The 14,094-nt window shown below is 40.0% G+C and carries 14 protein-coding genes; 5 read left to right on the forward strand and 9 right to left on the reverse strand.

Features of this window, described 5'->3' with window-relative positions:
* Positions 1–31 precede the first annotated feature (31 nt).
* The gene (locus tag FD716_RS08485) at positions 32–685 is read right to left on the reverse strand and encodes an A1S_1983 family putative colistin resistance protein (protein WP_139851901.1); all 654 of its coding nucleotides are present in this window, start codon (positions 683–685) and stop codon (positions 32–34) included.
* Between the two features lie 100 nt (positions 686–785).
* On the opposite strand from FD716_RS08485, the gene ispF reads away from it, so the two are divergent.
* Complete coding sequence (gene ispF / locus FD716_RS08490; protein ID WP_139851902.1) at positions 786–1,280, forward strand: 2-C-methyl-D-erythritol 2,4-cyclodiphosphate synthase; 495 nt, start codon at positions 786–788, stop codon at positions 1,278–1,280.
* A 57-nt stretch (positions 1,281–1,337) separates the two neighbouring features.
* On the opposite strand, the gene FD716_RS08495 is transcribed toward ispF, so the two are convergent.
* From FD716_RS08495 to FD716_RS08505, 3 genes are all read right to left on the reverse strand, one after another.
* Positions 1,338–1,886, reverse strand: a complete 549-nt coding sequence (locus FD716_RS08495; RefSeq protein ID WP_139851903.1) for a protein-tyrosine phosphatase family protein — start codon at positions 1,884–1,886, stop codon at positions 1,338–1,340.
* Positions 1,887–1,986: 100 nt separating this feature from the next.
* The gene (locus FD716_RS08500; protein WP_139851904.1) at positions 1,987–3,075 is read right to left on the reverse strand and encodes a 3-deoxy-7-phosphoheptulonate synthase; all 1,089 of its coding nucleotides are present in this window, start codon (positions 3,073–3,075) and stop codon (positions 1,987–1,989) included.
* 113 nt (positions 3,076–3,188) lie between these two features.
* Positions 3,189–4,082 carry a sulfite exporter TauE/SafE family protein gene (locus tag FD716_RS08505; RefSeq protein WP_139851905.1) on the reverse strand — a complete coding sequence of 298 codons (894 nt, stop codon included), beginning with the start codon at positions 4,080–4,082 and terminating at the stop codon, positions 3,189–3,191.
* A 275-nt stretch (positions 4,083–4,357) separates the two neighbouring features.
* Here FD716_RS08505 and lpxB point away from each other — a divergent pair, with 275 nt between their 5' ends.
* Positions 4,358–5,551 (forward strand): lipid-A-disaccharide synthase, encoded by a 1,194-nt coding sequence (lpxB, locus tag FD716_RS08510; protein ID WP_139851906.1) that lies wholly within the window; start codon positions 4,358–4,360, stop codon positions 5,549–5,551.
* Positions 5,552–5,595: 44 nt separating this feature from the next.
* On the opposite strand, the gene FD716_RS08515 is transcribed toward lpxB, so the two are convergent.
* Positions 5,596–6,468, reverse strand: coding sequence for a DUF2797 domain-containing protein (locus FD716_RS08515; protein ID WP_139851907.1), 873 nt, complete (start codon positions 6,466–6,468; stop codon positions 5,596–5,598).
* Between the two features lie 33 nt (positions 6,469–6,501).
* Here FD716_RS08515 and FD716_RS08520 point away from each other — a divergent pair, with 33 nt between their 5' ends.
* Positions 6,502–6,972 carry a DUF6231 family protein gene (locus FD716_RS08520; protein ID WP_139851908.1) on the forward strand — a complete coding sequence of 157 codons (471 nt, stop codon included), beginning with the start codon at positions 6,502–6,504 and terminating at the stop codon, positions 6,970–6,972.
* 36 nt (positions 6,973–7,008) lie between these two features.
* Here FD716_RS08520 and FD716_RS08525 read toward each other — a convergent pair whose 3' ends face one another.
* The 4 genes from FD716_RS08525 to FD716_RS18870 form a co-directional block, all read right to left on the reverse strand.
* Positions 7,009–7,626, reverse strand: coding sequence for an OB-fold-containig protein (locus FD716_RS08525; RefSeq protein ID WP_228714929.1), 618 nt, complete (start codon positions 7,624–7,626; stop codon positions 7,009–7,011).
* Positions 7,627–7,747: 121 nt separating this feature from the next.
* The gene (thiM, locus tag FD716_RS08530) at positions 7,748–8,608 is read right to left on the reverse strand and encodes a hydroxyethylthiazole kinase (RefSeq protein WP_139851910.1); all 861 of its coding nucleotides are present in this window, start codon (positions 8,606–8,608) and stop codon (positions 7,748–7,750) included.
* 12 nt (positions 8,609–8,620) lie between these two features.
* Positions 8,621–9,781, reverse strand: coding sequence for a hypothetical protein (locus FD716_RS08535; protein ID WP_139851911.1), 1,161 nt, complete (start codon positions 9,779–9,781; stop codon positions 8,621–8,623).
* A 103-nt stretch (positions 9,782–9,884) separates the two neighbouring features.
* Positions 9,885–10,055: a hypothetical protein gene (locus FD716_RS18870; RefSeq protein WP_171477010.1), complete on the reverse strand. Its 171-nt coding sequence runs from the start codon at positions 10,053–10,055 to the stop codon at positions 9,885–9,887.
* Between the two features lie 384 nt (positions 10,056–10,439).
* Here FD716_RS18870 and FD716_RS08540 point away from each other — a divergent pair, with 384 nt between their 5' ends.
* Complete coding sequence (locus tag FD716_RS08540) at positions 10,440–11,186, forward strand: SH3 domain-containing protein (RefSeq protein ID WP_139851912.1); 747 nt, start codon at positions 10,440–10,442, stop codon at positions 11,184–11,186.
* Positions 11,187–11,450: 264 nt separating this feature from the next.
* Entirely contained in the window at positions 11,451–14,057 is a 2,607-nt protein-coding gene (gene pepN / locus FD716_RS08545; RefSeq protein ID WP_139851913.1) for an aminopeptidase N, read from the forward strand.
* The last annotated feature ends 37 nt before the right edge of the window (positions 14,058–14,094 follow it).

Here is a 14,094-nt window from a genome sequence, read left to right on the forward strand (position 1 = left end):
GCGATTCGCGCATAATTTTAACGTTTGTGCATCAATCATATAAACGATAAATCCCTGTAAAGTGTCCACAGCCCGTTTGCTGTGTTTTCATCACCAATAATGCTTTTTGAAAGTTCATTTGGTATTTGCATTTTTGGTTATTGTCCGTGATTTCATTCTTTTTTTCTGGTGATGTATAGGCCAGTAATGAAACGGATTGGCTCTCTGCGCGGTTATTCGGATTGCGGTTAGCGATGCCTTCAATTTTAATACGATCTTTAGAAAGTAAATGGACCTGTAATTGGACCGCAGGTTCTACCATGCGGCCATTTTCATATTTCACATAATGCTGCGTGAGTGATTGATTCATTGATGTATAAAAATTCAAATCATCCAGACGCAATTCAAACTGTTTTTGAAAACAGCTTTGGCTTTTACATTGCATGATTTGATTGAGCCAAAGTTGCTGGGTATCTTCGATTAGGCGAATGGGGGCGTCGGTGACCAAATACGCTGTCAAATATTTTTCATTTAGGCTGTGTCGGCTTTTTTCTAAAGCTTTTGCGCATAATATTTTAGATTGCGCTATATTTTTAGCAGTATTGCACGGGATGCTCTCTGCATATGCAGAGCTCATTGCTAAACAGGCTAAAATGAATGCCGGTACCATCGGATTAATATACATAAAATCAGTTTTCAACAGCATGATCGCTTATACTTTCATAATGTTTGCTGTCGCTACTATAGCGAAAGAGAAAGCATGATTACAAGATTTCTCATTTAAAAACTGCATAAAGGAGCATTAAATGATTTCACCCATTCGAATCGGGCAGGGAATTGATGTACATGCCTTTGAAGAAGGCGACTTTGTAACCTTGGCAGGGGTTAAAATTCCACATGACCAGGGGCTGAAAGCTCACTCTGATGGTGATGTGATATTACATGCACTCTGTGATGCGCTGTTAGGTGCTTTGGCCTTGGGTGATATTGGGCAGCATTTTCCAGATACGGACCCTGCGTTTAAGGGGGCAGATAGTCGTAAGTTATTACAGCATGTGAATCAATTGGTCTTAGATCGTGGTTATCAGTTAAATAATGCGGATATTACTGTTGCATGTGAACGTCCGAAATTGGCTAAACATAATTTAGAAATGCGTCAAAGTATTGCCAATATACTTGATGTACATGTGACTCAAATTAGTATTAAAGCCACGACGACTGAAAAACTTGGTTTTACTGGGCGTCAAGAGGGAATTTTAGCGACAGCAATCGTATTGCTGAGTCATCAACAGCCTCGTTAAATTTGAATCGCTGGTTTTGCATATAATCACTGCGCTTGGAATACAATGCGCAGTTTTTTATTGTCCGTCTTGGTCTTGGTCTTGGTCTTGGTCTTGGCTTTGCTGCAAGGCTTGTTCTAATTCCTCTGTGCTTCTACGACCTTGCAGTAGTAAACCCACGCCATGAATTAAACCCGTCCAAGTATTATCTGGTTCCCAAATTTGATGTAACTGCTGCTGTGCCGTTACTAAGTCGATGCCCATATAATATTGGCGGTACAAATACATCAGACTACTGACGCGTTTGTTGTTGTTGCAATACACCCAAACGACTTTATCTTTTACAAAATGTGAAATTAAATCTAAGACAAATAAGCATTGCTCAGCAGGTGGCTGCGCCCAGTCCAACGGAATTTGCAGATAATTTAATCCAATTTCAAGGCAGTATTGGTCTTGATGCTCAAACTCAGGTGCATCTTGGTGTATGGCAAGATTAAGCACAGTATCAACGCCATAGGCTTTGATTTGGGTGAGTTGTTCAGGCGATGGTTGAGCTGAAGTGAAGAGCTGTGGATGAATATATTGAAAATGTGGAATTTGGCTGAGTTCTTGTTCAATCGCATTCATTCAATGATCAACTTTTAATAATTTATTGGTGAAAAGAATAGGAAGATAAAGCAGAGATAAAATAACGCCCTTATATGAAGATAAAGGCGTTATTGGTTGTTTAGCGTTGTGCAAGGACGTCTTTTAATGCAGCATCCATTTCGAGTAATGCTGTTTCAGTGGTTTCCCAGTCGATACAACCGTCAGTGACTGATTGACCATAAACCAAATCATCTAGATTGGCTGGGATGTCTTGACGACCACCTTTTAAATTACTCTCAACCATAATGCCGACAATCGACTTATTACCATCTAAAATTTGCTCAGTAATATTTTTCAATACCAATGGTTGCAAATATGGGTCTTTATTCGAGTTGGCATGACTGGTATCAATCATAATCTTGGTGCTTACTTTGGCTTTCGATAATGCATTTTCAGCCTCAGCAACAGAGCCCGAATCATAGTTTGGTTTGCCATTCCCGCCACGTAAAACCACGTGTGCATATGGATTACCTTTGGTACGAATGATCGATACTTGGCCTTGATCATTAAGTCCCAAGAAACTATGCCCGTGTTTTACCGATTGCATGGCATTGGTTGCCACTGTTAAACCACCATCTGTACCATTTTTAAAACCGACTGGTGAAGAAAGACCAGAAGACATTTCACGATGGGTTTGGCTTTCGGTAGTACGTGCACCAATCGCTGACCATGAAATTAAATCTTGATAATACTGTGGCGAGTTTGGATCGAGTGCTTCAGTGGCGCAAGGCAAACCTTTTTGATTGAGCTCTAATAATAATTTACGACCGAGGCGTAAACCTTTTTCGATATTAAAAGAGTCATTCATATCAGGGTCATTGATTAGACCTTTCCAACCCACCGTAGTACGCGGCTTTTCAAAATAAACACGCATAATAATATACAGTGTATCTTTGACTTTCTCGCTTAACACTTTTAAACGTTCTGCATATTCATGTGCAGCAACTGTGTCATGGATCGAGCATGGGCCAATGACCACAAAAAGGCGCTTGTCTGAGCCATTTAAAATATTGCGTACCGTTGCTCGGCCACGTAACACTGTGTCATAAGCCTCATCCGCAAGCGGGAGTTCTGTTTTTAATTGTGCTGGCGTAACCAACGGTTGGATGCTTTGAACATTGATATCATCAATGTCAGATTGTATAGAATTAGACTTAAGTGTATTCATTGCCGTCACTGGTATTAGATCATACAAAAGTATTTAAAGTTGCCTGAATATAACACGATTCAACGGTGCTTTTGTGATAAAAAACAGGAATAAATCGGTGTTATTCAAACATCTCAGCTATTTGTTAAGGGGCTTGCACTGCTTTTGTCGATTTGAATCACATTTGCAGATTCGACTTTCTCAGGCGCTTTGTTTTTTACTGGAGTAATAATAAAATTTAAACCCAGTGCAAATAAGGTTATCCCAAGTACACGGCGGATCATTTTTTCGGGTAAGCGGGAGCTAATCAGTGTACCAATAATAATTGCTGGAATAGAACCGACCAACAACCAACCCAATAAATGAAAATCAACTTTGCCTGAAGACATATAAGCCATACCCGCAACAGCGGTTAGGAGTACCGCATGCACAACATCTGAACCAATAATGCGAATCATTGGGAGGTTAGGGAACATCAAGATTAATGCCATTACCCCAAATGCACCAGCACCAACGGAAGATAAAGTCACGAATATGCCCAGTATAATACCCATTAATGCGACATAAACTTTAGACTTGGTATTGAGTTGAATATTGGTATTTTGTACTGCCAATTTGGTTTTATTAAAGCGGCTAAAAAACTTTTCAATTTGTGGTCTGAAAATAATAGAAATGCCCGTTAAGGTCAGCATAAAACCCAAGACCGTAGTAAGTACTACTTTATAATGTGTGGATTGGCTTAAATAAACTTCTGCAACCCAATGGGTGATAAATGATGCTGGAATACTTCCAATTGCCAGCCAAATTACGATGGGCCAAACAATATTTAATTTTTTAGCATGAACCATCGAGCCGCAAAATTTTGAAATGGCGGCATAAAGAAGATCGGTACCAATCGCAATGTGTGGTTCAATTCGAAATAAACTAATTAGAATAGGTGTCATTAAAGAGCCACCACCGACACCAGTAATGCCAACACAAAAACCGACTAAAACGCCAGCGAGAATAAATTCAATAGGACCAAACATATTACAGATGCTTTATTTTGAAAACTTGCACATGGTAGTGTTTTTTAATATAAGGGATTGTCTTGATTGTTGATTAACTTATTAAAAAAAATGCTAAAGTGTGTACGGCAAGCATCCCAGCTTTCATGAAGGATGTGGGCTTGAAAACTGATCAGTTGATTGTTTTAAAAGTTGCATAGAATACAGCCAATCAATTCAAACTGAATTGAAAATCGAGTATTGCCTTGGCGAATGCTTGTTAACATACACATATTAAAAGTAGGGATAATAATGTAATGGGTCGAAAGCTGAGAATTGGCATCGTGGCTGGAGAGGTTTCGGGCGACACACTTGGGGTTAAACTCATGCGTCGTTTTCGAGAACAAGGAATTGAGGTCGAGTTTGAGGGGATTGGTGGCCCACAAATGATTGCCGAAGGTTTTCAAAGCTATTATCCGATGGACGTTTTTTCGGTCATGGGCATTGTTGAAGTACTGAAAGATTTAAAACGATTTTTTGCCATACGTGATGATTTGATTATACGTTGGACTAAAAATCCGATTGATATTTTTATTGGTATCGATTCACCTGATTTTAATTTGCGCATGTCCAAAAGCATTAAACAGCACCATTTACCTACAAAAACAGTTCAGTATGTCAGTCCTTCCGTATGGGCATGGCGTCAAGGGCGTGTACATGGCATTAAAGCCTCGATTGATCTGGTTTTGTGCCTATTCCCATTTGAAAAAAGTTTTTATCAACAATTTGATGTGCCTGCAGCATTTGTTGGGCATCCGTTGGCCAGTGATCTGCCGTTAGATAATCCCAAAGATCAAGCCAAAGCTGCTTTAAATTTATCGACAACACAACGCCATATTGCTTTGTTACCAGGCAGTCGTCGAGGTGAAGTTGAACGTTTAGGCCCTTTGGTCTTGGATGCAGCCCAAATTCTACATGCCAAGTACCCTGAGCAAATTTTTCTGATTCCGGCTATAAATGCCGCACGTAAACAGCAAATTGAAGTTTTGTGCCAAGGCTATCCTGCAAGTCTGGTTGCAAAGATTAAAATCTTAGAAAACGCCGATAATGAATCTAATATTGGCCGTATGGTCATGAATGCTGCAGATATTATTGCCTTGGCTTCAGGTACAGCGACGTTAGAGGCAATGTTATTACATCGACCAATGGTGACGTTTTACAAGTTAAATTGGCTGACTTATTTGATTGTAAAATTTTTAGTGAAAATTCCGTATTATTCACTGCCCAATATTATTGCGGGTAAAAAAGTGATTACTGAATTGATTCAAGCTCAAGCGACGCCTGCGCATTTGGCGACTGAAATTGAAAAATTAATGGATATTGAGGTCTATCAATTACAAGTAATGCAGTTTATTAGTATGCATAAACGGTTATTAAATGACAGCAGTGAAGATCCAGTCAGTGTTATTTTAGAATTATTAACGCCTGCACCAACTCAAGAACATCAGTGATTCAAAAACGCCCTCAGCTTCTTTTGAGAAGAGAGGGCGTTTAATCATTCAGTTCTGACTTTGATTTCATAGCCCGTATATTTACGAATATTAATCACGCCAGTATCTAAGATTAAATATTGACCTTTAATTCCCTGTAAAATCCCGCGAATAATAGGGGTCTTATCGAGATTGTGTGATTTTACTTTTTCTGGATAATGCTCAACGGGATAAATAAACTGGCGCGGCATCTCATCTGCTAAGTATTCAACGGATTCGTTAAATTCCAAGCGTTGGCTGAATGCTTCACGGATACTTTGAATTTTAGGCGCAAAACGTTCAACCAGTTCATCACGAACTTGAATTAAGTTTAATGGCTCAGCTTCGCCTTTGAGTAATTTACGCCAATCGGTTTTATCCGCAACTTCACTACCAAACATAATTTCAAGTTGACCGGATAAGCGTCTGGAACCGACTTTCATAATGGGTAAGGCTTGGGTTGCACCTTGGTCTAACCAGCGGGTCGGCATTTGTCCAAGTCGAGTAATTCCGACTTTCAATGCACTTGAGTTGGCCAAATAAACAATATGCGGTTGAAAGCAGACCTCTTGTGCAAAACTTTCTTCGCGACAAGTGCCTAATTCATAATGGCAAGTTTCCGGCTTCATAATGCACATATCGCAAGATGCTTTGGTTTTAAAGCATTTGTAGCAATGACCCTGCGAATATGATTTTGGGGTTTTGCTGCCGCAAGATACACAATAAATATTGCCAGTTGCTTCAATTTCAATTTCTTGACCCAATAAAAAAGGAAGGTCAGTTTCTGCACGATCTAATATAAATTTATATTCAACATTTGCCTGCTGTATCGGCTGATCAGTTACACTATGCGCCTGGGTGGTCGCATGCATTTTATGACAAATGCCTTGTAGTTCCATATTTAAGTACTCACTCGAATTTAAGGTGCAGTTATGGCTGAGCAAAATGTCATCACCTCTATGCTAGACGATTTAATGCAACAACAGCCGATCTCTACTGCATTGTGTATTGGACAAAATTTGGCAGAATATCAGTCGAAACCAACAATTCAGTGGACGTATTTTAACGTATCTGGCTTTTTAATTCAGCCTTTTAGCCAACGTTATGATTTGGCCTTGGTGGTTTTAAATACCAATGAGAGTTTGGCACTTACGTCTCAGCATAAATCTCAGCTTTTGGTTAAACTACGTGATTTAATGGCAAAAACAATCGTGGTTGTTGCAACACCTGCGGATGCGACATTATTACGTGAGTTGGGCTTCACACAGTTAATTGAGCCACTGCAAGCCAATCAAGATTTTGTGATATGGCAATTTAATATTCTAAATTATAAACAGGTCCCAGATTGGCTGAATGCTAAATTTTGGGCAAACCCTGAAAACTGGGATAAATTTCGTTGGTAGTCGCACGAGCACCCTTAAGCATATTTGATGGGGTGACTAGATCTGCGCCGCGTCAAATAAATGATTCGATGCCGAGATTTTTTTGGCAATATAATGTGAGCGATTAAAGCGAATTAAAATGACTTGAGATTGAAATTCAAGTTCACCAAATTCGGGTTCAACCTGCACATAATGTAGTTGACCATATTCATCACGAATCCGGGCTTGTGCTGAAAAACCAGGACGGGCACTGCCACTAGAAACAGTCGCCAAACGGCCAATTAAATTGATGTGGGTGAGGGTGAACTTCGGTTTAATCACTTGATCTAGACTATGAATCATAAACACAGTGAAGAAAATAGAAATAACCAATGCGGGCGGGAGGATATAGCCCCAATGCACAAAACTGTGTTGGGTCGCATAAATTGAAAGCTGTAAGAAATAACCAGCAAAACTAAAGGTAATTAATAGAAAAACAAAAATTAAAACCTTAGAGAACTTAACTTGCAGCAAGGGAGAGTTCGCCAGCCACGCAGGTGAAATTCTTCTTAAAAAAGTACTTGGACGTAAATGAATATAATATCCAATGGTTTCAGCCATGCTGAGTAACACCAAGCCAACCACACTTAAGTGAAATGGGATTAAATTGGGTTCAACTAAAAAATTAATCAGCATGCTAATCCTGCATTCTATTTGTCCATTTTTGATATTGGGTGAAAATTATATTCAGTCGAAACGCTGCGGCAAGACTTTAATATCGACCAATATTTATTCGCCCGCCGCAGTTTAACATGATTTATTGTAGAATTTTTATTTGTGCGTGCTGAGCAATCATTTCGGCATCAAGAACATCAATGAAATCCATAAAGGCAACACTAAAACTGCCTAGTGTTTGTGCTTTTTCAAAAGCCAATTGACCGGCAATGGCAAAATGAACATGTGCTGCAATGGCCGCAATCGTTGGGTTCGTTACGGCACAATAAGCTGCAATCAGCGCGCCAAGTGCACAGCCTGTTGCTGTCATTCGGGGTTGCAAGGCGCTTCCACCATCAATTTGAATGACGGCATTAAAGGCTTTGGAAAGAATGAAATCAGATTGACCCGAAATGGCAACACAGTCGGTAAAGTTGAGGAGGTTTTGCGCATGCAAATAGACTTGATGGCTGTCTAAGGTAGAGTCTACACCTTTGCTCATGATGTTTTGACCAACTAAGGCACTGATCTCTGATGCATTTCCGCGAATAATATTGGGATAATACTGAATCAATTGATTGGCAGCGTCACTACGCCATTGCAAAATATTGCCATAACCAACGGGGTCGAGTACCCACGCTGTTTGTTGTAGATGTGCAGTTTGTGCAGCTTGATGTGCGGCTTGCATTTGTTCAAGGGTCGGTGTGCCCAAGTTAATACTCAATGCTGAACAGATTGAAGCGAAAGCCGCGGCTTCTTGAGGATGGTCAATCATGGCAGGTGAAGCACCTGCAGCCAAGAGCACATTGGCGACATAATTGGCCGCAACGCTATTGGTAATGCATTGTACCAAGGGTTGTTTTTGCTTTAATTGCGTCCAAGCCTCTATGACTAAATCGATTAAAGCTTGGGGAGAAAGCTGCGTTTGATTGGGCGCAACTTGGGGTTCTGAGGATTGAGCCATGAAAGGTACCCATTAATGAATGAAATAATGATCTTGGTGCTTGCAGTTTAAACAAAAAAGAGAGACATAATCTTCTGTATCATAATCAACTCTTAATTCATTGGAACCGCAGTGCATACAACGTTTGTCTGAATAAAAATTTAGGCGGGGTGCAATTTTTTTCCAACTCCGCCAAACGGGCTGAAAGAAAATACGCTCGTCATAACCTAAAAATTTAAAAAATAGAATATCGCTCATTTTACTAAATGGGATATTACTTGGGCGTGGCAGAGTGGGGGTTTCCCATTTCTCAGCCAATGCACGTTCACGATATTGGCTTAAGGTTTTTTTTAAAATATGGGTATTAATAAACTTGTCATTTTTAACTTGCAACGCTTTTTGTTTATACAGATATTCGAGTGCAGTTTGAATCAAATAATAAATCTGTCCGACGGCCAAATGCTCCATAAGCTGATAACAAAAGGTCTGAAAACCTAAATTACCCGAAATTTGAATACCCCAAGTACGGCAATAATGCTGCATAAACTGCACAATTTCTTGGTATAACACGAGATATAAAGTGTCTTTGACTTCATCAGCAGTTCTAAAGGGAATCCCACGACTGAGGTTTTCATAGAAATGGTGACGCAAGTGTTGGGTAATACTAAATAGGCTCGGGTCGTTATAACCATCTAGACGCAGTTGTATATAATATTGTTGACCGGCCAGATGGTCTGAGGTATCGGCCAAAATATTTGATTTAGCGAGATGTTGAATCAAGCTATTCTGAAAATAATAATTGGGGGTAAAAGGATGGAACTTAATACTATTCCAGTCTATATATTCCTGATACTGGCGTCCTTCTTGTACGGTGTCATCCAATAAACTGAGTAAAAATAATTTATTTAAAAAACTCAGTTGATCTAATTCCAATAACACCACATCTTTTTCTTTGGATGAGCGTTTACGTTGCTCTTGGAGACGCGTGGCTTTCATCAGCTGTTTGCGTTTTTGTTGGCAACTTGGGCAGTGACAATTATGCTGACTATCTTGAAAAACTTGATGCTGACAGTGGCTACATTGGTGAAAAACGATTTCTTTTTCAAATTCCTCTGCTTCGATAAACAACATCGATGCCTGACACAAAGGGCAGAATGTGCTTTCATCTAACTGTTTACGGAGAATTTGAATCATGGGGGTAAAACCAAAATCTTTATGAACGACCAATGCAGATTATACACAGAACCAGCCGGTTGCGTAGAGATTGGTCGTGACCTAGACGGCATTAAAATGAAAACTAAATACAGTTAATTCCTTGTTGAGAAAATTGCAGGGGTGAGTTGACTTGATCCGAGTAGAGTCGATTAAATAAGGTTTGTTTTCCCGTACTTTTTTGAGTGTAAGTCACTGCATAAAATTGAGCACCTTGATGCACGACCTCATAACGGCCTGTAATTATTCCCTTCATGATTTCATAATAAAAGTCATGAAACTCATCAGGACGGCCCAATGTTGTTTTTAGAGATTCAGTTTTAAAATGCCGAAGCTGAATCGGTTTCAAATAGGGATAATATTGTAGCGTTAAAGACTCGAGCGGATTTTTCGCAGAAAAGAATAGGCTGACTCGATTTGGCCTGAAAACAAAAATAGTCCGTATTGGCCTGCACTTGCAGCGAATAACCACATAGGCAGAGTAATCCTGAAAATAGCCTAAGCTTATTTATCATATTTATTCCTCATTTAAACTCTGCGACTAATTTTTAATAGGCGATTCATGTCATTTTTTAAATAATTGCTAAAAACTACGATAAGATATTCAGTCGATGCAAGGAAAGTTAAGAAGTTAATCTAAATGAATTTATTTAACAAGCCTCTACCAAGGATACTGTTTACTCTGTTTTTAACAGGGGCAACATCTGCATATGCGAAGTTTGGCTTTATTCAGGACAAGGATGGATATGTCAATTTGCGGGAGTCATCGGCACGCTATGCCGTTGTGATTCAGCAATTAAAAAATGATGAAATTATTTCTTGCCAGATGGAGGAAAGTAAATCTAAGTTTTGCTTTATTAGTGCCCCAGACTTAAAACAGAACGGTTATGTCTATAAAAATCGAATTAATTTTTTTAAGGGATTTAATACAGTTTCGTTAGCACAATATACCGCTTTAAAGGCGATCTATAAAAATAAGGATATCGTTATTGAAGTGGCTGCTATACCTGCTAAACAAGAGGACAGTTTATATACATCGCTGGATGAACATGGGCAACGTATTTATAAATATTACAAAGATAAAGTGTTCTTTGGGACTGATGGTGATATTCCGCCACTTGGTTTTTTGCAGCTTGATCAGATTACGATCAAATATAAATCGAAGGTATTGCAGTTGAACGCGGCACAACTTGAACAGTATTTTTTCCCATCCATTTGTTTGGATGAGCAGCAAAATGAATTGGCTGATTTTGAGGTTTTCTATCTTAATGATGATGTTTATATTTTTAATGCGCTTAATCAAGGTGGAGCAGGTGGATATAACCTTTTAATTCAGATTCGTAATGGGGAACTGATGAAACCGCAGGCGTGGCGAGAGGAAATTTAATTGATCACTGCCGTGTTTGATTGAAATTAAACCAGTGCTTGCTGTTTTATTGATAGGCAATGCAATAGCTGCCTATTAACTACGCATTTTTATGCAGTTGGAAATTGAAAATAAAGCATTCAACCTCATATCTTAACCAGTCTACGTAAATTACCGCAATTGCAGCATTGGCCATCATAGGACAAATCTGGTTGCATGGCGTATGATCAAATTTATTTTAAAATAACGACATAAACTGTTTAAGCAATCGGATGAGGATCATTAATGAATATTGCCGCAAACCCAGTTATTCAAGCTGATCAAACTATATATTTAAAAGATTACCAACAACCTGCCTATGCGGTAGATTCGGTTGCCTTAGACATTCAAGTATTTAGTGACCATACCAAGGTCAACAGTAAACTTGCAATGCAGCGCCAAGCTGCTGGTGATTTGGTACTTTTGGGCCGTGATTTGGAATTGGTTGCACTTCGCGTCAATGGAATGACCTTGACTGCAGCAGATTATCAACTAGATAGCGAACAATTGTTGATTCTCAATGCACCAGCGCAAGCCAAGCTTGAAATTGAAGTGATTATTCATCCTGAAAGCAATACCATGCTCGAAGGGTTGTATCAGGCAGGTGATTTATTTGTCACTCAAAATGAACCTGAAGGTTTCCGTAAAATCACTTTTTATCCAGATCGCCCTGACGTATTGTCCGTATTCACCACCCGTGTTGAGGCGGATAAAAAATACCCTGTGTTACTTGCCAATGGAAACTTGCTTGAAGCGGGAGAGGTTGGAGAAGGGCGTCACTATGCGATTTGGGAAGACCCAACCAAAAAACCAAGTTATTTATTTGCCTGTGTGATTGGTGATTTGGCGGTACTACGTGATCACTATGTCACCTCTGAAGGTCGTGATGTTGCACTAGAAATTTATGCCATTGAAAAAGATATTCCAAAATGTCATATCGCCATGAATGCACTGAAACATTCAATGCGTTGGGATGAGGAGCATTATGGTCGTCCCTATGACCTCGATATCTATATGATTGTGGCTGTGAGCCAATTCAATATGGGAGCGATGGAAAACAAGGGCTTGAATATTTTCAATACCTCTTGTGTGTTGGCAGATGAGGAATACACCACAGACGCTGCGATCATGCGCGTACAGTCTGTGATTGCACATGAATATTTCCATAACTGGACAGGTAACCGGATTACCTGCCGTGATTGGTTCCAATTGTGCTTAAAAGAAGGTCTCACCGTTTTTCGCGATCAATCTTTTTCTGAAGATTTACAATCGGCTGCTGTACAACGCATCGATGATGTCGCTGTATTAAAAGCACATCAATTTCCAGAAGATTCAGGCCCCTTGTCACATCCGCCGCGTCCAGACCATTTTGTTGAGATCAACAATTTCTATACTGCGACGGTCTATGAAAAAGGTGCTGAAATTAATCGCATGATGGCGACGCTATTGGGCAAAGAAAAATTTCGTAAAGGGACGGATGAATATTTCCGTCGCTATGATGGGCAGGCAGTTACGGTCGAAGATTGGATTGATGCGTTAACGACCGGTTCTGGTGTGGATTTATCGGCATTTCTAAAATGGTATAACCAACCTGGCACACCGAAACTGGAGGTGCAGGGTACGTATGATGCGGTGACACAAAGCTATCGCTTGGACTTGAAGCAAAGTTTAAAAGCCAATGCCAAATATCCAAATTTGCAACACTTGCCGATTCCAGTGGCTTTGGCGTTGTTCAATGCAGAAACCGGGGAGCAATATACCTTGCACTGTTCGGCATTGTCTGAAAATAACGTTAAAGATGGGGTGTACTTATTTGATCAGGAACAGGCTGTGATTGAGTTTACAGGCGTGACTGAAAAGCCTGTGGTGTCTTTGTTGCGTAGTTTCTCTGCACCTGTGAATTTGAAGTTTAATTATTCAGATGATGAATTGGCATTTCTCATTCAGTTTGAAAATAATGGTTTTAACCAATGGCAAGCGACACAGACACTGATCGAACGAATTTTATTGGAAGATCAACCTGCGCAAAGTTATATTGATGCAATTAAAGCCACTCTACCAGCGGTAATGGCTAAAGATCCGCTGTTGGCATCGCGTTTATTTGATGTGGCTTCTGAAGGTTATTTGGCGAGCCGTATTGATCAGGATTATCAACCGCATCTCGTTAATCAAAAGCGTGAAGCCTTGCTCAATTCTTTGGCACATGGTTTGGGTGACTTCTGCAAACAAAGCTACTTATCATTAGACGCTGCGCTGCAGAATGATTTTTCCCAAGCCATGGGGGTACGTGCCCTTCGCAATATTATGCTAAGTTTAATGGCGCGTCAGGGTGATACGCAGGCCTTCGAGTTGGCCGATGCGCAATACCACGGCAGCAACAATATGTCTGAGCGTCTAGGTGCATTAAAGGTCTTGGTTTGGAATGATGCTCCTCAAGCCAAAGCGGCATTACAAGATTTTTATAATCGTTTTAAAGATGAGGCTTTGGCACTCGATCAGTGGTTTATGGTACAGGCAGCACATCCAAAAGCCACGGCAGCAAGTATTGCCTATTTGACGTCGCATCCAGACTACGATTTGGGTACACCGAACCGTATCCGTTCAGTGACAGGAGGGGTGAATGCCAATCCAGTTAATGCATGGAGTTTTGGGGTGCAACATTTTATTGAACTTGCCAAGTATTTAGATGAGAAAAATCCAATTGTCGGTTCTCGGTTGCTGTTGTTATTAACGCGTTGGTACACCTTAGCAGAGCCACAGCGCAGTGAGGTGAAACAAGCCTTGCAAGGGCTGCAAACTGAGGTTAAATCGAAGAACGTAATTGAAACATTAAACAGCATGCTTGAAGCCTAATTTAAAAAGGCCTTAAAGCGCACAAAACCTGACCTAA

This window comes from Acinetobacter pullicarnis, from assembly GCF_006352475.1.
Classification (GTDB): domain Bacteria; phylum Pseudomonadota; class Gammaproteobacteria; order Pseudomonadales; family Moraxellaceae; genus Acinetobacter; species Acinetobacter pullicarnis.

What these genes read in the sequence shown, in the direction of transcription:
- FD716_RS08485 (WP_139851901.1), bottom strand. Translation starts at nt 685, where the DNA reads ATGCTGTTGAAAACTGATTTTATGTATATTAATCCGATGGTACCGGCA.
- ispF (WP_139851902.1), top strand. Translation starts at nt 786, where the DNA reads ATGATTTCACCCATTCGAATCGGGCAGGGAATTGATGTACATGCCTTT.
- FD716_RS08495 (WP_139851903.1), bottom strand. Translation starts at nt 1,886, where the DNA reads ATGAATGCGATTGAACAAGAACTCAGCCAAATTCCACATTTTCAATAT.
- FD716_RS08500 (WP_139851904.1), bottom strand. Translation starts at nt 3,075, where the DNA reads ATGAATACACTTAAGTCTAATTCTATACAATCTGACATTGATGATATC.
- FD716_RS08505 (WP_139851905.1), bottom strand. Translation starts at nt 4,082, where the DNA reads ATGTTTGGTCCTATTGAATTTATTCTCGCTGGCGTTTTAGTCGGTTTT.
- lpxB (WP_139851906.1), top strand. Translation starts at nt 4,358, where the DNA reads ATGGGTCGAAAGCTGAGAATTGGCATCGTGGCTGGAGAGGTTTCGGGC.
- FD716_RS08515 (WP_139851907.1), bottom strand. Translation starts at nt 6,468, where the DNA reads ATGGAACTACAAGGCATTTGTCATAAAATGCATGCGACCACCCAGGCG.
- FD716_RS08520 (WP_139851908.1), top strand. Translation starts at nt 6,502, where the DNA reads ATGGCTGAGCAAAATGTCATCACCTCTATGCTAGACGATTTAATGCAA.
- FD716_RS08525 (WP_228714929.1), bottom strand. Translation starts at nt 7,626, where the DNA reads ATGCTGATTAATTTTTTAGTTGAACCCAATTTAATCCCATTTCACTTA.
- thiM (WP_139851910.1), bottom strand. Translation starts at nt 8,608, where the DNA reads ATGGCTCAATCCTCAGAACCCCAAGTTGCGCCCAATCAAACGCAGCTT.
- FD716_RS08535 (WP_139851911.1), bottom strand. Translation starts at nt 9,781, where the DNA reads ATGATTCAAATTCTCCGTAAACAGTTAGATGAAAGCACATTCTGCCCT.
- FD716_RS18870 (WP_171477010.1), bottom strand. Translation starts at nt 10,055, where the DNA reads ATGAAGGGAATAATTACAGGCCGTTATGAGGTCGTGCATCAAGGTGCT.
- FD716_RS08540 (WP_139851912.1), top strand. Translation starts at nt 10,440, where the DNA reads ATGAATTTATTTAACAAGCCTCTACCAAGGATACTGTTTACTCTGTTT.
- pepN (WP_139851913.1), top strand. Translation starts at nt 11,451, where the DNA reads ATGAATATTGCCGCAAACCCAGTTATTCAAGCTGATCAAACTATATAT.